General features: G+C 45.3%; 14 protein-coding genes and 6 tRNA genes. All 20 read right to left on the reverse strand.

The features are described from left to right. Positions 1-66: 66 nt before the first annotated feature. The 20 genes from VM802_RS21125 to VM802_RS21220 all read right to left on the reverse strand — a co-directional run bounded on the left by VM802_RS21125 (position 67) and on the right by VM802_RS21220 (position 18,570). On the reverse strand, positions 67-675 hold the full coding sequence (locus tag VM802_RS21125) for an OmpH/Skp family outer membrane protein (RefSeq protein ID WP_325534284.1): 609 nt from the start codon (positions 673-675) through the stop codon (positions 67-69). A 118-nt stretch (positions 676-793) separates the two neighbouring features. Continuing rightward, entirely contained in the window at positions 794-1,498 is a 705-nt protein-coding gene (locus VM802_RS21130) for a DUF4397 domain-containing protein (protein WP_325534286.1), read from the reverse strand. Between the two features lie 163 nt (positions 1,499-1,661). Next, complete coding sequence (gene rpoC / locus VM802_RS21135) at positions 1,662-5,957, reverse strand: DNA-directed RNA polymerase subunit beta' (RefSeq protein ID WP_325534288.1); 4,296 nt, start codon at positions 5,955-5,957, stop codon at positions 1,662-1,664. 122 nt (positions 5,958-6,079) lie between these two features. Further along, on the reverse strand, positions 6,080-9,889 hold the full coding sequence (rpoB, locus tag VM802_RS21140) for a DNA-directed RNA polymerase subunit beta (protein ID WP_325534290.1): 3,810 nt from the start codon (positions 9,887-9,889) through the stop codon (positions 6,080-6,082). A 216-nt stretch (positions 9,890-10,105) separates the two neighbouring features. Next, positions 10,106-10,477, reverse strand: a complete 372-nt coding sequence (gene rplL, locus VM802_RS21145) for a 50S ribosomal protein L7/L12 (RefSeq protein WP_325534292.1) — start codon at positions 10,475-10,477, stop codon at positions 10,106-10,108. Between the two features lie 115 nt (positions 10,478-10,592). Then, the gene (gene rplJ / locus VM802_RS21150) at positions 10,593-11,117 is read right to left on the reverse strand and encodes a 50S ribosomal protein L10 (RefSeq protein ID WP_325534294.1); all 525 of its coding nucleotides are present in this window, start codon (positions 11,115-11,117) and stop codon (positions 10,593-10,595) included. Positions 11,118-11,177: 60 nt separating this feature from the next. Continuing rightward, positions 11,178-11,867: a 50S ribosomal protein L1 gene (rplA, locus tag VM802_RS21155; RefSeq protein WP_325534296.1), complete on the reverse strand. Its 690-nt coding sequence runs from the start codon at positions 11,865-11,867 to the stop codon at positions 11,178-11,180. 44 nt (positions 11,868-11,911) lie between these two features. Further along, positions 11,912-12,355: a 50S ribosomal protein L11 gene (gene rplK, locus VM802_RS21160; RefSeq protein ID WP_325534298.1), complete on the reverse strand. Its 444-nt coding sequence runs from the start codon at positions 12,353-12,355 to the stop codon at positions 11,912-11,914. A gap of 230 nt (positions 12,356-12,585) precedes the next feature. Then, the gene (locus VM802_RS21165) at positions 12,586-13,791 is read right to left on the reverse strand and encodes a transglutaminase domain-containing protein (protein WP_325534300.1); all 1,206 of its coding nucleotides are present in this window, start codon (positions 13,789-13,791) and stop codon (positions 12,586-12,588) included. Positions 13,792-13,883: 92 nt separating this feature from the next. After that, positions 13,884-14,450 carry a transcription termination/antitermination protein NusG gene (nusG, locus tag VM802_RS21170; protein ID WP_325534302.1) on the reverse strand — a complete coding sequence of 189 codons (567 nt, stop codon included), beginning with the start codon at positions 14,448-14,450 and terminating at the stop codon, positions 13,884-13,886. Continuing rightward, complete coding sequence (gene secE, locus VM802_RS21175) at positions 14,451-14,654, reverse strand: preprotein translocase subunit SecE (RefSeq protein WP_325534304.1); 204 nt, start codon at positions 14,652-14,654, stop codon at positions 14,451-14,453. A gap of 108 nt (positions 14,655-14,762) precedes the next feature. Continuing rightward, positions 14,763-14,833 (reverse strand) — tRNA-Trp (locus VM802_RS21180). A gap of 91 nt (positions 14,834-14,924) precedes the next feature. Beyond that, positions 14,925-16,112, reverse strand: a complete 1,188-nt coding sequence (gene tuf, locus VM802_RS21185; protein WP_325534306.1) for an elongation factor Tu — start codon at positions 16,110-16,112, stop codon at positions 14,925-14,927. A 72-nt stretch (positions 16,113-16,184) separates the two neighbouring features. Next, a tRNA-Leu gene (locus VM802_RS21190) sits at positions 16,185-16,258 on the reverse strand. 112 nt (positions 16,259-16,370) lie between these two features. Then, positions 16,371-16,445 (reverse strand) — tRNA-Thr (locus VM802_RS21195). A 16-nt stretch (positions 16,446-16,461) separates the two neighbouring features. Next, positions 16,462-16,534 (reverse strand) — tRNA-Gly (locus tag VM802_RS21200). 178 nt (positions 16,535-16,712) lie between these two features. Continuing rightward, positions 16,713-16,794: transfer RNA gene (locus tag VM802_RS21205), tRNA-Tyr, on the reverse strand. A gap of 68 nt (positions 16,795-16,862) precedes the next feature. After that, positions 16,863-16,936, reverse strand: a tRNA-Thr gene (locus VM802_RS21210). 234 nt (positions 16,937-17,170) lie between these two features. Then, positions 17,171-17,470 carry a ribosome hibernation-promoting factor, HPF/YfiA family gene (hpf, locus tag VM802_RS21215; protein WP_325534308.1) on the reverse strand — a complete coding sequence of 100 codons (300 nt, stop codon included), beginning with the start codon at positions 17,468-17,470 and terminating at the stop codon, positions 17,171-17,173. A 161-nt stretch (positions 17,471-17,631) separates the two neighbouring features. Continuing rightward, positions 17,632-18,570 carry a tyrosine-type recombinase/integrase gene (locus VM802_RS21220; protein WP_325534310.1) on the reverse strand — a complete coding sequence of 313 codons (939 nt, stop codon included), beginning with the start codon at positions 18,568-18,570 and terminating at the stop codon, positions 17,632-17,634. Positions 18,571-18,633: the final 63 nt, after the last annotated feature.

An 18,633-nucleotide genomic window follows, 5' to 3' on the forward strand; every position in this document is an offset into this window, starting at 1 on the left:
GTCCCGGCTCATATTCAGAACCGGGACCAGTAAGATAGTCAATTTATTTTATTCAAGGCCCGTGCCTTATTTTGCTTTCTCAGCATTCATCCCTTTGATTACATCAGCTGTAATATCGTAGGAAGGATCAGTGTAAAGGATATTGCTGGCTCCTGTACGATAAGAGAAAATGAAAGCATAACGCTTGTCAGCGTTGTATGATTTAAGAAAATCGTCCAGTCTTTTCTGCAGCTCTTCATTGAACTCAGCTTCCTGTTTGGAATAAGAGGCGCGCAGGTTCTGTGCTTCCTGCTCCAGTTGCTGCTGTTTGGCCATCAGACTACGTTGTGCAGTTTCGCCCTGCTCCTGGGTTAGTGTGGATGCTTTACGCTGCAGATCCTGATACTCATTCTGCAAAGCCTGTACCTTGCCCTGCACCTGGTTTTCCATTTGCTTCTGCTTCTGTTCCAGCTGAGCTTTTTTTTGCTTGAAGTATTCAAAATGCGTTTCCAGTGAATCCAGATCTACGTAAGCAATTTTGAAAGCTGCTGCTGCGGGAGCACTGGTGGCGCCAGATGCAGCAGGAGCGGATGCAGGTGCATTATTACCTGTTTTGTTACCCTGGCAGGACATGAATAAACCGGCTGCTAATGCCGCTAAAAATCCTTTTGTCACTAATTGATTACGAATGCGCATGTTGATAGGCAGATTACTCTTTTTAAATACGTTTTTTAAATAGAAGGGCTAAAATAAGGCTTTTACCGGATTTTCACATTCGGTGCACTTATTTTTTGCGTGGATTTAACTATTGAGATTAATTATGCTGAATAGTATAGACCTTGAATTTGGTGGGATCAAGTAAGTTTCCGGCTGTAACTAGTGTATATACTTTGCCTGCCTGCACCGGGAACTGTATCTGTTTCAGTACTCCGGTAGAATCTATCCAGCGGAAATAAAGGGAATCATCACTGTTGGCGGGCCATGCGCCAAAAGGCGTCAGCGTGGCAAATGAAACAGCTCTTGCATAACGCACGGTGTCTCTTTTCACGCTGTTTATCCGTACCACGTCCATGTTCATGGCGCTTTTATCCGGCTTGTATGTCTGGCTGATGTTCAACACCCTGAATTTACCGGTGCCCTCTCCCAATGATGTCAGGTCATCTTCAGTAGTACGCATCAGTAACTGTTTCCGCGCCGTGTCCAGAAACAGGTAAGCAGAGAAATAACGGTTATTGCGCAGATTGATTTCTCCTCCATTGATAAGTTGCGTAGGGTTATTTGCTTCATACAGATATATGTTATACTTCTGTGCTCTGAATGACTTATAGGCAGTATATTCTGAATAAGCTACCTTATCAGTAATCACGTTGGTATCCAACATCACCTTGAACTGCGTACCTTCCACACCATTGAAAAACATAAAACTGGAGCGGGTTACAGGGATGTCGGTGTCACTATTTTTTTTACATGCCGCAAAGATTAACAAAGCAGCAATAACAGGAAGGATCAGTTGTTTCATGAAATCCGTTACGTTTTACAGTCTCAAAAATAAGGGACTTTGGGGATTTAAGGACGCTGAGATTCCCCGATTCAGGAATTTATATATCTCCATATCCCCAAAAAGCAAAGCCCTCCGTTATAACGGAGGGCTTTACAATATTATTGAATGAATGCGTTAAGCACTATTCTTCTTCATCAAACTGGAACACTTCCTTAGAAGATGCGAGGATATCGTATTCTTCCTTCGATCCTACGATCATGTTTTCAAACTCACGCAGACCAGTACCGGCAGGAATCAGGTGACCAGTGATCACGTTTTCCTTCAGACCCATCATATCATCGATCTTACCGTTGATAGCTGCCTGAGACAGTACCTTGGTAGTTTCCTGGAATGATGCGGCAGAGATCCAGCTGCGGGTGCCCAGAGACGCTTTAGTAATACCCTGCAGCAGCGGGCTGGAAGTAGCCGGACTTGCATCGCGGAATTCAACCAGTTTCTTATCTGCACGGCGCAGGAGGGAGTTCTCTTCACGTACCTGGCGCAGTGTCACAATCTGACCTGCTTTCAGTGTTGTTGATTCACCTGCTTCAGTTACCACTTTCTTATCAAAGATCATATCGTTTTCTTCGAAGAAGTCGAACCTGTCTTCGGTATCGCCTTCCAGGAAGCGTGTATCTCCAGGATCTTCGATGTTTACTTTACGCATCATCTGACGAACGATCACCTCGATATGTTTGTCGTTGATCTTCACACCCTGTAAGCGGTATACCTCCTGGATCTCATTCACCAGGTATTCCTGAACGGCAAACGGACCTTTAATAGCCAGGATGTCTGCAGGAGTGGTAGAACCGTCGGACAACGGAGTACCGGCTTTCACGAAGTCACCATCCTGTACAAGGATGTGACGCGTCAGCGGCACCAGGTATTTCTTGATCTGACCTTCGCGGCTTTCGATGATGATCTCACGGTTACCACGTTTGATGTTACCGAATGCTACCACACCGTCAATTTCAGAAACGATGGCAGGGTTGCTTGGGTTACGTGCTTCAAACAACTCCGTTACACGTGGCAGACCACCCGTAATGTCTCGCAGTTTACCAATTACACGAGGGATCTTCACGATTACCTGACCAGCTCTTACATTATCACCTTCAGAGATAACGATGTGAGAACCAACCGGGAGGTTGTAAGATTTTACCTCTTTATTACCTTCTACGTAGATAGAAGGGATCTTGTTTTTATCTTTTGTTTCAATAACCACTTTCTCGCGGTGACCTGTCTGTTCGTCAGCTTCTTCACGGTAAGTAATACCTTCTATGATGCTGTCGAAACGGATCGAACCAGGGATTTCAGATACGATCACGGCGTTGAATGGATCCCATGTACAGATCTGATCTCCTTTGGCTACTTTCTGACCGTCTTTAACGAGCAGGGTAGAACCGTAAGGAATGTTGTTGGTTACGAGCAGACGATCGTTCTTCACGTCCATGATACGAAGCTCACCGGTACGTCCGATAACCACCTGTACTTTTTCACCTTCGTTGTTTTCGTAGGTGGTTGTACGTAAGCCATCGAACTGGATAGTACCATCGAACTTAGCAGCCAGGCCGGATTCAACAGAAGTAGAACCAGCCACACCACCCACGTGGAAGGTACGCAGTGTCAGCTGTGTACCAGGCTCACCGATGGACTGAGCAGCGATGATACCTACAGCATCACCTTTCTGTGCAGTATAACCGGTTGCGAGGTTTTTACCGTAACATTTCACACACACACCACGACGGCTTTCGCAAGTCAATACGGAACGGATTTCAACAGTTTCGATCGAGCTGGCATCAATCCTGTGCGCGATGTCTTCTGTAATTTCCTCACCGCCGGATACGATCAGGTCCTCTGTATGAGGATCGTATACATCGTGGAGGGATGTACGGCCAAGTATACGGTCGTACAGTGTTTCGATCACTTCTTCGTTATCTTTCAGTGCGGAGATCGCGATACCACGCAGTGTGCCACAGTCTTCTTCGTTGATTACCACATCCTGGGCAACGTCCACCAGACGACGGGTCAGATAACCCGCATCCGCTGTTTTCAGCGCCGTATCCGCAAGACCCTTACGGGCACCGTGCGTAGAGATGAAGTATTCCAATACGTTCAGACCATCTTTAAAGTTGGACAATACCGGGTTCTCGATAATCTCAGAACCAGTAGAACCACTCTTACGCGGCTTGGCCATCAGACCTCTGATACCAGCCAGCTGTTTAATCTGCTGTTTGGAACCACGGGCACCGGAATCAAGCATCATATATACTGAGTTGAAACCTTGCTTATCTGCTGCCAGCTCACGGATCAGGGTTTCTGTCACCTTGGTATCCACACGGCTCCAGATATCGATGATCTGGTTGTAACGCTCGTTGTTGGTGATCAGACCCATGTTATAGTTATCCCAAACCTCGTCAACTTCACCGGCAGCGCCATCAATCATTTCCTGTTTAACATCCGGGATGATCAGGTCATTGATGTTAAATGACAGACCACCGCGGAACGCCATACGGAAACCTAATTGTTTGATGTCGTCCAGGAACTTCGCAGTTAATGGGATGTTGGTAGCTTTGATGATATCACCGATGATTTCACGCAGTGATTTTTTGGTCAGCAGGGCGTTTACATAACCGGCAGCTTTAGGAACGAACTGGTTGAACAGTACGCGGCCTACAGTTGTCTCGATCAGTTTTTTCTCCAGCTCACCGTTTGCATTTCTCACGTCAGCTTTCACGCGGATATGAGCATGCAGATCAATGCGGTCTTCGTTCAGCGCGATGATTACTTCTTCAGCAGAGTAGAATGCTTTACCCTCTCCTCTCACTATTTCAGTAGCAGTGGATTTTTTACCCTTGGTAATGTAGTACAGACCAAGCACCATGTCCTGTGAAGGCAGGGTAATGGGCGTACCATTCTGCGGGTTGAGGATGTTGTGAGAAGACAGCATCAGCAGCTGTGCTTCAAGGATAGCTGCGTTACTCAGCGGCACATGTACCGCCATCTGGTCACCGTCAAAGTCGGCGTTGAACGCAGAACACACGAGCGGATGCAGCTGTATCGCTTTACCTTCCACCAGTTTAGGCTGGAATGCCTGGATGGACAAACGGTGCAGCGTCGGAGCACGGTTTAACAGAACCGGGTGACCTTTCAGCACGTTCTCAAGAATATCCCAAACCACGGCTTCTTTACGATCTACCAGCTTCTTCGCTGATTTCACGGTCTTAACGATACCTCTTTCTATCAGCTTACGGATAATGAATGGTTTGAACAGTTCCGCAGCCATATCTTTAGGCAAACCACACTCATGCAGCTTCAGTTCAGGACCTACCACGATTACAGAACGACCGGAGTAGTCCACACGTTTACCCAACAGGTTCTGACGGAAACGGCCCTGTTTACCTTTCAGTACATCAGAGAGTGATTTCAGCGCACGACCACCTTCCGCTTTCACCGCGTTAGATTTACGGCTGTTGTCAAACAGAGAGTCTACCGCTTCCTGCAACATACGTTTTTCGTTACGCAGGATTACCTCAGGTGCTTTAATTTCGATCAGACGTTTCAGACGGTTGTTACGAATGATCACCCTGCGGTACAGATCGTTCAGGTCGGAAGACGCAAAACGGCCACCATCCAGAGGAACCAACGGACGCAGTTCTGGTGGAACCACAGGAATATATTGCATTACCATCCACTCAGGACGGTTTTCTACACGTGTATTAGCTTCACGGAAAGCTTCCACAACGCTCAGACGTTTCAGCGCCTCAGCCTTACGCTGCTGGGAAGTTTCGGTAGCAGCCTGGTTACGGAGCTGGTAAGAAAGACTGTCGAGATCAATACGCGCCAGCATCATTTCCACCGCTTCAGCACCCATCCTGGCAATGAACTTGTTAGGATCTTCATCCGGCAACAGTTGATTGTCTTTTGGTAAAGTATCCAGGATATCCAGGTATTCTTCTTCAGTAAGCAGGTCTCCGTAGTTCAGACCTTTCTCTTGTTTAGCGCCTGCCTGTATTACTACATATCTTTCGTAGTAAACGATAGTCTCCAGCTTTTTGGAAGACATTCCCAGCAGGTAACCGATCTTGTTAGGCAGCGATTTGAAATACCATATGTGTACAACGGGAACCACTAAACGAATATGGCCCATTCTTTCACGACGTACTTTCTTCTCTGTTACTTCCACACCACAACGGTCACACACAATACCCTTATAACGGATACGCTTATATTTTCCGCAATAGCATTCGTAATCCTTTACGGGTCCGAATATTCTTTCGCAGAATAAACCATCACGTTCCGGCTTGTAAGTACGGTAGTTGATGGTTTCAGGTTTCAGCACTTCACCGTAAGAACGCTCCAGAATTACATCGGGAGACGCCAGACTGATGGTAATGCTGTTAAAATTTGATTTAGGACGATTTTCTTTTTTGATAGCCATCTGTAATTAGCTTTTAGCTGTTAGCCGTTGGTGTTAAGCCAGCGACAAAAATTTTATTCCTGCAAAATATCCAAGCTATCAGCCATCAGCGCAATTGCTGACGGCTGGTAGCTAAAAGCTCTTTAGTCAAATTTCAGATCCAGACCCAGACCACGCAATTCGTGGATCAATACGTTGAAGGATTCAGGCACACCGGCTTTCGGTATGTTATCACCCTTCACAATTGATTCGTATGCTTTCGCACGACCTACAATATCATCTGATTTAATTGTGAGCAACTCCTGCAGGATGTTGGATGCACCATATGCTTCCAGTGCCCATACCTCCATCTCACCAAAACGCTGACCACCGAACTGTGCTTTACCACCCAGCGGCTGTTGTGTGATAAGACTGTACGGTCCGATAGAACGGGCGTGCATCTTATCATCCACCATGTGGCTCAGTTTCAGCATGTAGATAACACCTACGGTTGCTTTCTGGTGGAAACGGTCTCCGGTTTCACCATCATACAGATAAGTGTGGCCAAAGCTTGGCAGACCTGCTTCATTGATATAATTGGCTATTTCTTCGGTAGTTGCACCGTCGAAGATTGGAGTAGCAAAACGTACACCCAGTTTCAGACCAGCCCAACCTAATACGGTTTCGTAGATCTGTCCAAGGTTCATACGGGAAGGTACCCCCAGCGGGTTCAGTACGATGTCAAGTGGTGTACCGTCTTGCAGGAACGGCATGTCTTCATCACGCACGATCTTGGCAACGATACCCTTGTTACCGTGACGTCCCGCCATTTTATCACCTACTTTCAGCTTACGTTTGCTGGCCAGGTAAACCTTCGCCAGTTTCAGTACGCCTGCAGGCAGTTCATCACCTATAGAGATGTTGAACTTCTCGCGTTTGTAACGACCGAGTTCTTCGTTGTATTTAATGTTATAGTTGTGCAGCAATGTGTTGATCTGATCGTTAGTCACTTCGTCTGTAGTCCAGCCGAGTGGATTCACGTTCATGAAGTCAATGTTCACCAGGTTTTTCTGAGAGAACTTAGAACCTTTGGAGATCAGCACTTCACCATAAGTGTTGGTAACGCCCTGGGATGTTTTATCCTTCAGCAATACCAGCAGTTTGCTCATCAGCACTTCCAGCAGGTCTTCTGTGTTCTTCTGGTGTATTTTCTCCAGTTTCTCGATAGCTGCCTTTTCGCGGGTCTTGGAGTTCTTATCCTTCTTCGCACGGCTGAACAGTTTCTTATCGATCACCACACCTTCAGTTGATGGAGGTGCTTTCAGAGACGCATCTTTCGCATCAGAAGCCTTGTCACCAAAGATCGCTCTCAACAGTTTCTCTTCAGGTGAAGGATCAGATTCACCACGCGGAGTGATCTTACCGATCAGGATATCACCTTCCTTAATGTGTGCACCAACGCGGATAATACCGTTCTGGTCCAAATCCTTGGTTGCTTCTTCGCTCACGTTCGGAATATCCGGAGTCAGTTCTTCTTCGCCCAGTTTAGTGTCACGCACTTCCAGTTCATATTCGTCAATGTGGATGGAAGTAAAGAGGTCCTCACGTGCAACACGCTCAGAGATTACGATCGCATCTTCAAAGTTGTAACCTTTCCAGGGCATGAACGCCACTTTCATGTTACGTCCCAGTGCCAGCTCACCACCGCGGGTAGCGTAACCTTCCGTTAAGAAGTCGCCCACCTCTACGCGCTGACCTTTCTTCACACAAGGTCTGAGGTTAATACAGGTGCTCTGGTTGGTCTTAACGAATTTGGTCAGGTTATATATCACCAGGTCGTCTTCGAAGCTCACAAGTTTCTGGAGCTCATCACGCTCGTAACGAACGTGGATCTCTCTTGCATCTACAAACTCAACCACACCTTTTCCTTCAGCAGTGATCTGCAGACGGGAGTCGCGTGCAGCTTTTGCTTCCAGACCAGTACCAACAATAGGTACTTCTGGATTCAGCAAAGGTACCGCCTGACGTTGCATGTTTGATCCCATCAACGCACGGTTGGCGTCATCGTGCTCCAGGAACGGAATCAGCGATGCACTCAGACCTACGATCTGGTTAGGCGCTACGTCCATGAACTCCACTTCCTGTTTGTCCAGGATCGGGAAGTCGCCGGTTTCACGTGATTTAATTTTATCATTCAGGAAGTTGCCTTTGTCATCCAGTGGAGCGTTGGCCTGCGCGATCTTCACAGTATCTTCTTCCTCAGCGCTCAGGAATTCCACTTTGTTCATATCCACACGACCTTCTTTTACCTTACGGTAAGGAGTTTCGATGAAGCCCATTTCGTTCACTTTCGCGTGTACGCAGAGCGTGGAAATCAGACCGATGTTCGGACCTTCCGGTGTTTCAATAGTACACAGACGGCCATAGTGGCTGTAGTGAACGTCACGCACCTCAAAGCCTGCTCTTTCACGGCTAAGACCACCGGGACCGAGAGCGGAGATACGACGTTTATGTGTGATTTCAGACAGCGGGTTTGTCTGATCCAGGAACTGTGACAACTGAGAGGTACCGAAGAAGGAGTTGATCACGGAAGACAGTGTCCTGGCATTGATCAGATCTACCGGTGTGAATACCTCGTTATCACGTACGTTCATCCTTTCACGGATGGTACGGGCCATACGGGCCAGACCAACACCAAACTGAGCATACAACTGCTCACCCACAGTACGTACACGACGGTTGCTCAGGTGATCGATATCGTCGATCTCTGCTTTACCGTTGGTCAGCTGCACCAGGTACTTGATGATGGAAATGATGTCATCCTTCGTCAACACTTTCATGTCGAGCGGAGTGGTCAGACCCAGTTTCCTGTTGATTTTGTAACGGCCTACATCTCCGAGGTCATAACGTTTGTCGGAGAAGAATAATTTATCGATGATACCCCTTGCTGTTTCATCATCCGGCGCATCGGCACCACGCAGTTGGCGGTAGATGTGCTGAACGGCTTCCAGTTCAGAGTTGGATGTATCCTTATTTAATGTATTGTAGATGATAGAGAAATCACCGCTCACCTCTTCCTTCTGTACGAAAACGCTCTTCAGGCCCATGTCTACGATGGTCTCGATGTTCGCCTCGTCCAGAATGCTATCGCGCTCCAGCATGATTTCGTTACGCTCGATGCTCACTACCTCACCGGTGTCTTCATCCACAAAGTCTTCTACCCAGCTTCTCAATACGCGGGCAGCCAGCTTTTTGCCGGCATATTTATCAAGACTTTTCTTGTCTGCTTTAACTTCATCTGCCATGCCAAACAGCTGCAGAATGTCTTTATCTGTTTCATAGCCGATGGCACGCAACAGCGTAGTAACCGGGAATTTCTTCTTACGGTCAATGTAAGCGTACATCACGTTATTGATGTCCGTTGCAAACTCCATCCATGCCCCTTTGAACGGGATTACCCTTGCAGAGTAGATCTTCGTTCCGTTCGGGTGAACAGATTGACCAAAGAAAACACCAGGAGAGCGGTGCAGCTGGGATACAACTACGCGCTCAGCACCATTTATAACGAAAGTTCCTCTTGGGGTCATGTAAGGAATGTTACCTAAGAACACGTCCTGCACAATAGTCTGAAAATCCACATGCTCCTCATCGTTACAGCTGAGGCGGAGTTTCGCCTTCAACGGTACAGAATAAGTCAGCCCACGTTCAATACATTCCTCGATGGTGTAGCGCGGAGGATCAACGAAATAGTCGAGAAACTCCAGATTAAAGATATTGCGGGTATCAGTAATCGGAAAGTTCTCTTTAAACACTTTAAAAAGGCCTTCGTTATTTCGCTTGTCTGGTGTGGTTTCTAATTGGAAGAAATCCTTGAAAGATTGGATTTGGATAGCCAACAGATCCGGTGTCTCAGTAACTTGTTTGATCTTTCCAAAATTTACTCTTTCGCTTGTTTGGGCTTTTTTTAGAGACATATTCGAAGTTAGCAGTTATATGACTTGTAAGAATTAGGGAAATTAAGATTTCTTTACCAATATTCCATCCTAATAATTTGCCTTCTGCACATTGTCAAAGTCACCTTAATAGTGATTCCCTATTTTGACTCTCTGAAAAAGACACTTTCCCAAAGGGAATAAGGCCAAAAGTGCGGAGGCACTTTTGACCTTAAAAGATGTATACTAAGCAAAGAATTACTGAATTTCAACGTCAGCACCAGCTTCAGTCAGCTTAGCTTTCAGATCTTCTGCTTCTGCTTTGCTTACGCCTTCTTTCACTGATTTAGGAGCGCCGTCAACCAGTTCTTTCGCCTCTTTCAGACCCAGACCGGTCAGGTCTTTAACAACCTTAACAACGTTCAGTTTGCTGGCACCAGCAGATTTCAGAACTACGTTGAATGCAGTTTTTTCTTCAGCAGCAGCAGCTCCGCCACCACCGTCAGAAACAACTACTGCTGCAGCAGCTGGTTCAATACCGTACTCATTTTTCAGTACGTCTGCGAGTTCTTGTACTTCCTTAACAGTTAAACCTACTAATTGTTCGGCTAATGCTTTTACGTCTGCCATTTTATAATGTTTTAATGTAATGTTTGTAATGTTTGTTAATTATATTGTGACTTGGAAGCCAGTTTTGTGAGCTTTCGGCCACCAGGCATAAGCCGTAGCAGGCCAATTGCTGTGATTATTCGGCTGCAGGAGCTTCTGCGCCTTCCTCTTTCTTGCCTTTTTCCAGCAAAGCAGCAATAACGCGTTTTGCAGGAGATTGCAGGAGGCCAATAACTTCGCCAACGAGCTCGTTCTTGGTCTTGATCTTAGTCAGATTAACCAGCTGGTTGTCGCCAATGTAGAGTTCTTCACCTACAAAAGCAGCCTTCAGTACAGGTTTCTCCAGTTTGTTATTTTCCTTACGGAATGAAGAGATGATCACAGCTGGCTCTTTCGGGCTGTCAGAGAACATCAGGGCAGTTACACCGTGCAAAGCATCAAATATACCAGCGTATTTCTCGCTGTCCAGTGATTCCAGTGCCTTGCGGATCAGGGTGTTCTTTGCCACCTTCATTTCCACCTTCTTGTCGAAGCATACTTTCCTCAGGTTATTAACCTGCGCTACCGTTAATGATTCGGTGTTAGTGATATAGAAGTTGCTATATTGAGAGAACTTACTTTTCAGCAGCTCAATCACTTCATTTTTTTGATCTTTATTCATATTATAACGTTTGTAGCAAGCCCCGTCCTTGCGGATTAAGAGCTACACACTCGTGATCAATTAGTTTTGAACAGATTTAGTGTCAATTGCAATACCAGGGCTCATAGTGCTGGCCATAGACAGACCTTTCAGGTATGTGCCCTTTGCAGTCGCTGGTTTCAGCTTAATAATAGCATTGATCAGCTCCTGAGAGTTCTGTTCAATTTTATCGGAAGCAAAGGAAACACGGCCGATAGAAGCGTGAATGATACCAGCTTTGTCAACCTTAAAGGTAATTTTACCACCTTTTACTTCAGTCACTGCTGCAGCTACATCGTTAGTAACAGTACCGGTTTTAGGGTTCGGCATCAGGTTACGAGGACCTAAGATCTTACCCAGTTTACCGATTTTAGGCATAACTGCAGGAGTTGCCACGATAACATCGATTTCTGTCCAACCGCTTTCAATCTTCTGGATGAATTCGTCCAGACCTACAAAATCAGCACCTGCTTCTTTAGCAGCAGCTTCTTTGTCAGGAGTGCAAAGCACCAGAACGCGTTTGGTTTTACCAGTACCGTGTGGAAGCGTTACGGAACCACGGATAGCCTGGTCTGCTTTCTTAGGATCTACGCCTAAGCGGATATGTAAATCGACAGAACTGTCGAATTTAGTACAGTTAATATCTTTAACTAAGTTTGCAGCCTCTTTCAGGGTGTACTCCTTATTTTTGTCCACCTTTGCCTGAGCTACTTTTCTTTTTTTCGTTGCCATTTTTCAGAATGATTTAAAGTTCCTGCCTTAACAGGGTGAAACAATTAGTTTTCCCAAGGGGCTTTACCATCAACAGTAATACCCATGCTACGAGCAGTACCGGCAACCACTTTCATGGCGCTGTTCAGTGTAAAGCAGTTCAGGTCAGTCATCTTATCCTGAGCAATTGCTTCTACCTGAGTCCAGGTCACTTTACCCACCTTATTACGGTTAGGTTCTTTTGAACCACTCTGTAATTTCGCCGCCTCCAGCAACTGAACCGCCGCAGGAGGAGTTTTAATTACGAAGTCGAAGGATTTGTCAGTGTAAACGGTCAGCAATACAGGCAATACTTTACCCATTTTATCCTGGGTACGGGCATTGAATTGTTTGCAGAACTCCATGATGTTCACACCTTTGGAACCCAGTGCGGGACCAATTGGAGGTGCAGGATTGGCCTGGCCGCCTTTTACCTGCAATTTCACGTACGTTGCGATCTCTTTTGCCATTACTTTTTGATTTAATTTGGTTAAAACGTCCTCTACAGAGCAGAGAACTCCCAAAACTAAAAGGAACCGAAATAACCTTTTAAAGGGGATGCAAAGGTATATAATAATATGAAATTGACAAAAACAATTTGAATTTGGGCATCCTTTTTGCTTAGACAGATCTTTTTTTTTACAAATCCATTGCATTTCAGGAATTTTTCCCCTATATTCCGAAGCTTGCAAAGGTACACCTAAAATGCCGTTTTATAAAATAAGGTCTTCCTGAACAACCTTCCCGTCTTTATATATCTCATTACAAACGCCTGCTCATCCGCCACCCGCTTCTCCAGACTCCTCGCCGCAGCTCTGATCTCATTCGCATTCCGCTTCAACGACTCATCCTGAACCGCCACTTCGTTCAGCAGCTTCTCCGTATCAGCCAGTTTCACAGCTATTCCATCAATCCAGTCCCGTATCTCTCCATCCGGTCTCGATGGGGAAAACTGCCTGTTCTTGTACTGTACATACTCATTAAAGCTGTTAACCACCTCATTATACAGGTGACTGCTACGATTGATTTTATCCACCCACTGGTTGTGTTTTGCAACCGTACTCGCATTAACCCTGTTCGTTTCTTCCACTCTCATATAATTGATCAGGTTAGTAAGCTCGGTAGTGATCAGCTGATTGGTAACTCCATATTGCTGGATTCTTATCGCCATATTCTGAATACGGGCATACTCATCCCGCGCCGCAAATGCAGCCAGCGTGTCCCTATAGGCAAATACCGGACGGCTTGCTGCTTCTGTAAGCCGGTTATCCCGGATCTCATCATGCCGGAACGGATGGTCTGACATCTGAAACAAAGGATCAAAAGGCACATGTGTTTTTATAAATACCGCTGGCGACTGTAGAAAATGCTTCCAGTCTGTGTGCTGTACAAATTTGTTATTGGTCAGATACCCCGCACCCCATGTAGGGTCGGCTAATTTCCACTGGCCATCCACAAACACTGCTACCCAGGCATGACTGGCACCCTGTTGCCGGCCATTCACAACCGTGTAGCCTGATACAAGCCACGCGGGGATACCTGCACTACGGCAAACAGCCATAAACAAAGAAGCATAACCCTGACATACCGCCGATCTGGTCCTGAGAGTTTTATTAACTGCATCTGCAGTGTCTTTATAATAATCAGGCTGATAAGTGTTCACTACATCATAACTGATATGATTAGCCATCCAACCATATAACGACTGCAACAGCACTTTCTGATCTGTGGTATGTGCAGTCAGGTAGCCCGCAATACTGGCAGCTGAACGGGTGGCTGAATCCGGAATAGGGATAGTAGTAACTACAGCTGGTTGCGGTTTAATAACAGGCTTCTTTGAGGACTGAGCTGCAAGGGTAAGTGTCATTGTCATCAGGACGACACTGCAGGTTACATATTTCATCATTTAAGGATAAATGTTTCAGGAAAGGGTAAAAATAAAAAGCGTTCCGTGTTACCGGAACGCTTTCAATAAAGTATATTAAAATATAACGAAGGTTAAGCTAATTTCTCTACCTGCATGAAGTTAAGTTCTACAGGAGTAGCGCGGCCGAAGATCTTCACTGTAACTTTCAGCTTCTTTTTGTCTTCGATCACTTCTTCGATCACACCGTTGAAGTCATTGAACGGACCATCGATGATTTTGATGGTTTCTCCAACGATAAACGGCTCACTCATAGTCAGGCCCTGATCACTCAGCTCGTCCACCTTACCTAACATTTTGTTCACCTCTGCCTTACGCAGTGCGATGGGTTTTTCTTTACCCAGGAAGTGTATTACCCCGGACACGTTGCGGATAGCCTGGATTACGTCATCGGTCATTTTGCCATCTATGGCTTCAATCATCACATAACCGGGATAGAAGTTTTTCTCGCGCATCACCTTCTTACCAGCCTGCACTTTATAAACCTTTTCTACCGGCAGAAAAACCTGTGTGATTACGCTACCCCAGTCGGAACGGCGTACTTCGATATCCAGGTATTCCTTCACTTTCTTTTCCTTGCCACTAACAACGCGGAGTACATACCACTTTGTTTCCTGAGCAGGAATATTGGCTGCATCCATTTATCTAGTTTTGTTGAATATCTCGTAATAGTGTGTTAACACAAAATTGGAGGCGGCATCCATACCCCACACCATGAAGGTAACAACAACAGTTGCTATCAGTACCACCATAGTAGAAGACTGGAGTTCCTGCCAGGTAGGCCAGGACACCTTGTATACCAATTCATGATAAGACTCGCGGAAGTAGTTTCTGATTTTATTCATTCTACTAAGTTAACTTTTTATGGTCAATTGTTAAAAGCCTAAAAATGGTTGAATTGTTCTATTTTATTAATAACAACAATTCAACCATTTAATTCTTAATTAACCTTGCACGGGTACTAGGATTCGAACCCAGATCAAAGGTTTTGGAGACCCGTATGCTACCATTGCACCATACCCGTGTGTGAGCCATTAGCATTTAGCTGTTGAGCCAGCAAATATATTAAATAAATACTGAAGCTAAAAGCTAATGGCTACAATATTATGTGATGCTTATTTCAGGATTTCAGTAACCTGACCAGCACCTACTGTACGACCACCTTCACGGATAGCGAATTTCAGACCTTTGTCCATAGCGATAGGCTGGATCAATTTGATAGTCAGAGAAACGTTATCACCAGGCATAACCATTTCAACACCTGCAGGTAATTCAACTTCACCAGTTACGTCAGTTGTACGGAAGTAGAACTGAGGACGGTATTTGTTGAAGAACGGAGTGTGACGGCCACCTTCTTCTTTGCTCAGTACGTATACTTCGCATTTGAATTCAGTGTGAGGAGTGATAGAACCTGGCTGGCAGATAACCATACCACGTTTGATCTGAGTTTTCTCAATACCACGCAGCAACAGACCAGCGTTATCACCTGCTTCACCTTCGTCCAGCAGTTTTTTGAACATTTCAACACCTGTACAGGTAGATTTCATTGACTCAGCCTGCAGACCAACGATCTCAACGTTTTCACCAACTTTGATACGACCGCGCTCGATACGACCAGTAGCAACAGTACCACGACCTGTGATAGAGAATACGTCTTCTACAGACATCAGGAACGGCTGATCAACCGGACGAGGAGGCAGCGGAATGTAAGTGTCAACAGCGTCCATCAGTTTATCGATAGCCTCAACCCATTTAGCCTCACCAGCCAGTGCGCCGGTAGCAGAACCCTGGATTACAGGAACGTTATCACCATCAAAGCCGTTGGAAGTCAGCAGGTCACGGATTTCAATCTCAACCAGCTCCAGCAGTTCCGGATCGTCAACCAGGTCAACTTTGTTCATGAATACTACGATACGAGGTACACCTACCTGGCGAGCCAGCAGGATGTGCTCTCTAGTTTGTGGCATAGGACCATCTGTAGCGGCAACCACGAGGATAGCACCGTCCATCTGGGCAGCACCGGTGATCATGTTTTTTACATAGTCAGCGTGACCAGGGCAGTCAACGTGAGCATAGTGACGATTAACCGTCTGATACTCAACGTGAGCTGTATTGATAGTGATACCTCTTTCTTTTTCTTCAGGAGCAGCATCGATCTCATCATAACCTCTCTTCTCAGCCAGACCCTTGTTTGCCAGAATGGTGGTAATGGCAGCAGTCAAGGTAGTTTTACCGTGGTCCACGTGGCCGATGGTACCAATGTTTAAGTGGGGTTTATCCCGCTTAAAGGTTTCTTTTGCCATTGTATTTTCTTTTTAGATGGTTTGTAAAGATTGTATTGATAGTTGTTTTAAAAAAACGGTTTTACAAACTTGTACCGTTGATGAGAATTGAACTCACGCCCTTCCCGGAACTGGTCCGGAACGCTCAACCATTGAGCTACAACGCTAAGTTTAATTTCGGAGTGGGAATTGAAAAATTCGAATCCCGAAATTCGAATCTTATGGAGTGTGTTGATGCGATATGTCCTCACTACAACTAATCGTCTCTTCTAAAATTCATGGAGCTGTTGAAGAGAATTGAACTCTCGACCTCTTCCTTACCAAGGAAGTGCTCTACCCCTGAGCTACAACAGCTTGAAATCATTATGCGAGCGGGAGACGAGGTTCGAACCCGCGACCTACAGCTTGGAAGGCTGTCGCTCTACCAACTGAGCTACTCCCGCATAATTACTTTAAACCCTATAAACACCTCACAGTGCCTATGAATTACAGAATAAATAAAAGAACATTAAAAGGCTGTTGTAACACAGGGCACAGGGCAATTTCTACCGATAACTCCCCCTCCTCTCAACAACTATGTTCCGCCTCTGCAAAGGGCAAAAGCGGAACAGGCCGTTTGGGTGGGCAGGATAGGATTCGAACCTATGAAGTCGTAGACAGCGGATTTACAGTCCGCCCCATTTGGCCACTCTGGAACCTGCCCTAACATTTTCAGATCTTATTCGTTTCCCACCATCTCAAATCAACATATGAGAAAACTTAAAATCGATGAGCCAGCAGAGGGATTCGAACCCCCGACCCACTGATTACAAATCAGTAGCTCTGGCCAACTGAGCTATGCTGGCATCTTTCAAAAAACAATCTCTTAAAGTATGTCCCTTAAAAGAGAGCGCAAAATTAAGAGAAAATTTCAATTCTCAAAATCTTTTTTTTCAGTTCGTAACAGATATTTTTTAATTTATTTGTTTCGCCTAAAACGCCCTACCATAAAGAACTTTGCTACCTTTACCGACTCCCTTTTTGAATCGGGATGGCAAAGGTAGCAAAGAGATTAATATTTCCAAAATTATTTCAGAAAATTATTGAAATTTCTTTTCCTTTTGTTTTTTAACCTGGCTCACGAGAGAGTCAAATGCCAGATCAAAGGACTCTTCGAAGGACTTGGACTCATGCTTCACAAAGAGATCCTGACGGGGTATACGTACTCTTATTTCGGCAATTTTATCTTTAATCTGATGCGCTAAGTTATCCAACTTTAAAAATACATCCACACTGACTATCCGGTCATGAAAAGTGCTCAATTTCTGCAGCTTTTTATTCACGTGATCAATCAGTTTTGAATCAGCATCGAAATGCACAGTTTGAATTTGAACGTTCATAGCACTATTTTTTTAAATATTTAACAATCTAGGTTCTAATTAGTAAACTATGGTCATAGGCATTCTCGTTTAATGTGAAAGAACTTATTACTAATATACTCACTTTTGCAATGCCATGCTATTTCAGTGTGAAAATTTTTGTTAAAAAGAAGAATGAACACTTATGCCTTAGGGTGCGCCTGCTTATACACCGCCTTCAGCTTCTCTATCGTATTATGCGTGTATACCTGCGTGGCAGCAAGACTTGCATGCCCCAACAACTCCTTTACTGCATTAAGATCCGCACCATTGTTGGTAAGATGCGTAGCAAAAGTATGGCGTAATACATGCGGGCTCTTTTTCTTCAGTGTAGTAATTTGATGCTCCGTAAGATAACGGCGTACAGTCAGGTAAACATATTTGGGATACAAACGCTTGCCGCTCGCCGGATGCACCAGCAGCACACCAGGATCAAATCCTTCCAGCGTACTCCTCTTCAGCGCTGCATAGGCACTTATCTGTTCCATGAGTTTCGTGTTGATCGGAATAATACGCTCTTTACCACCCTTCCCCATCACTTTAAGAGTCAGACTACTGCTGTCAATCTTCCGCTCCTCCAACGCAATCAGCTCTGACAGGCGGACACCCGTCTGGTAAAAGATCTCAAATATCAACCGATGTGTAACACCCTCAAAATTGTCAGAGAAGATATGAAGCGAGGTTACAGACACCGGGCTACGATTATCCTCCAGTGCACGCATCCCTTTCTCCTCAATAAATCCAGGCAAGCGCTTACTGATCTTTGGCGCCACTACTTTCAGCATGGGCGACTGCTTAATCAACTGCTGCTGCAAACAGAACTTATAGAAAGATTTCAGAGTGGAGATTTTCCGGTTCACACTTTTGGCTGTTATGGCTTCTTCCATCAGCTTCGCCAACCAGCTCCGGATCATCACATGCGTGATGTCGGCCATAGAAGTGCCGCCATATGTGAGTGTAATAAAATCAAAAAATTGAAACAGGTCATTACGATAGGCTGTACAGGTATGTCCTGAATATCGCTTTTCGAGCTGAAGGTAGGAGATGAATCGCTCGGCCTGGGAATATAGTTCTTCGTTCAACGCAAAAAGATTGATGATTGTAAAGTTATTAAATAACCTTACAATCATCAAATATTTTGAGTT

The organism is Chitinophaga sp., from assembly GCF_035538455.1.
Classification (GTDB): domain Bacteria; phylum Bacteroidota; class Bacteroidia; order Chitinophagales; family Chitinophagaceae; genus Chitinophaga.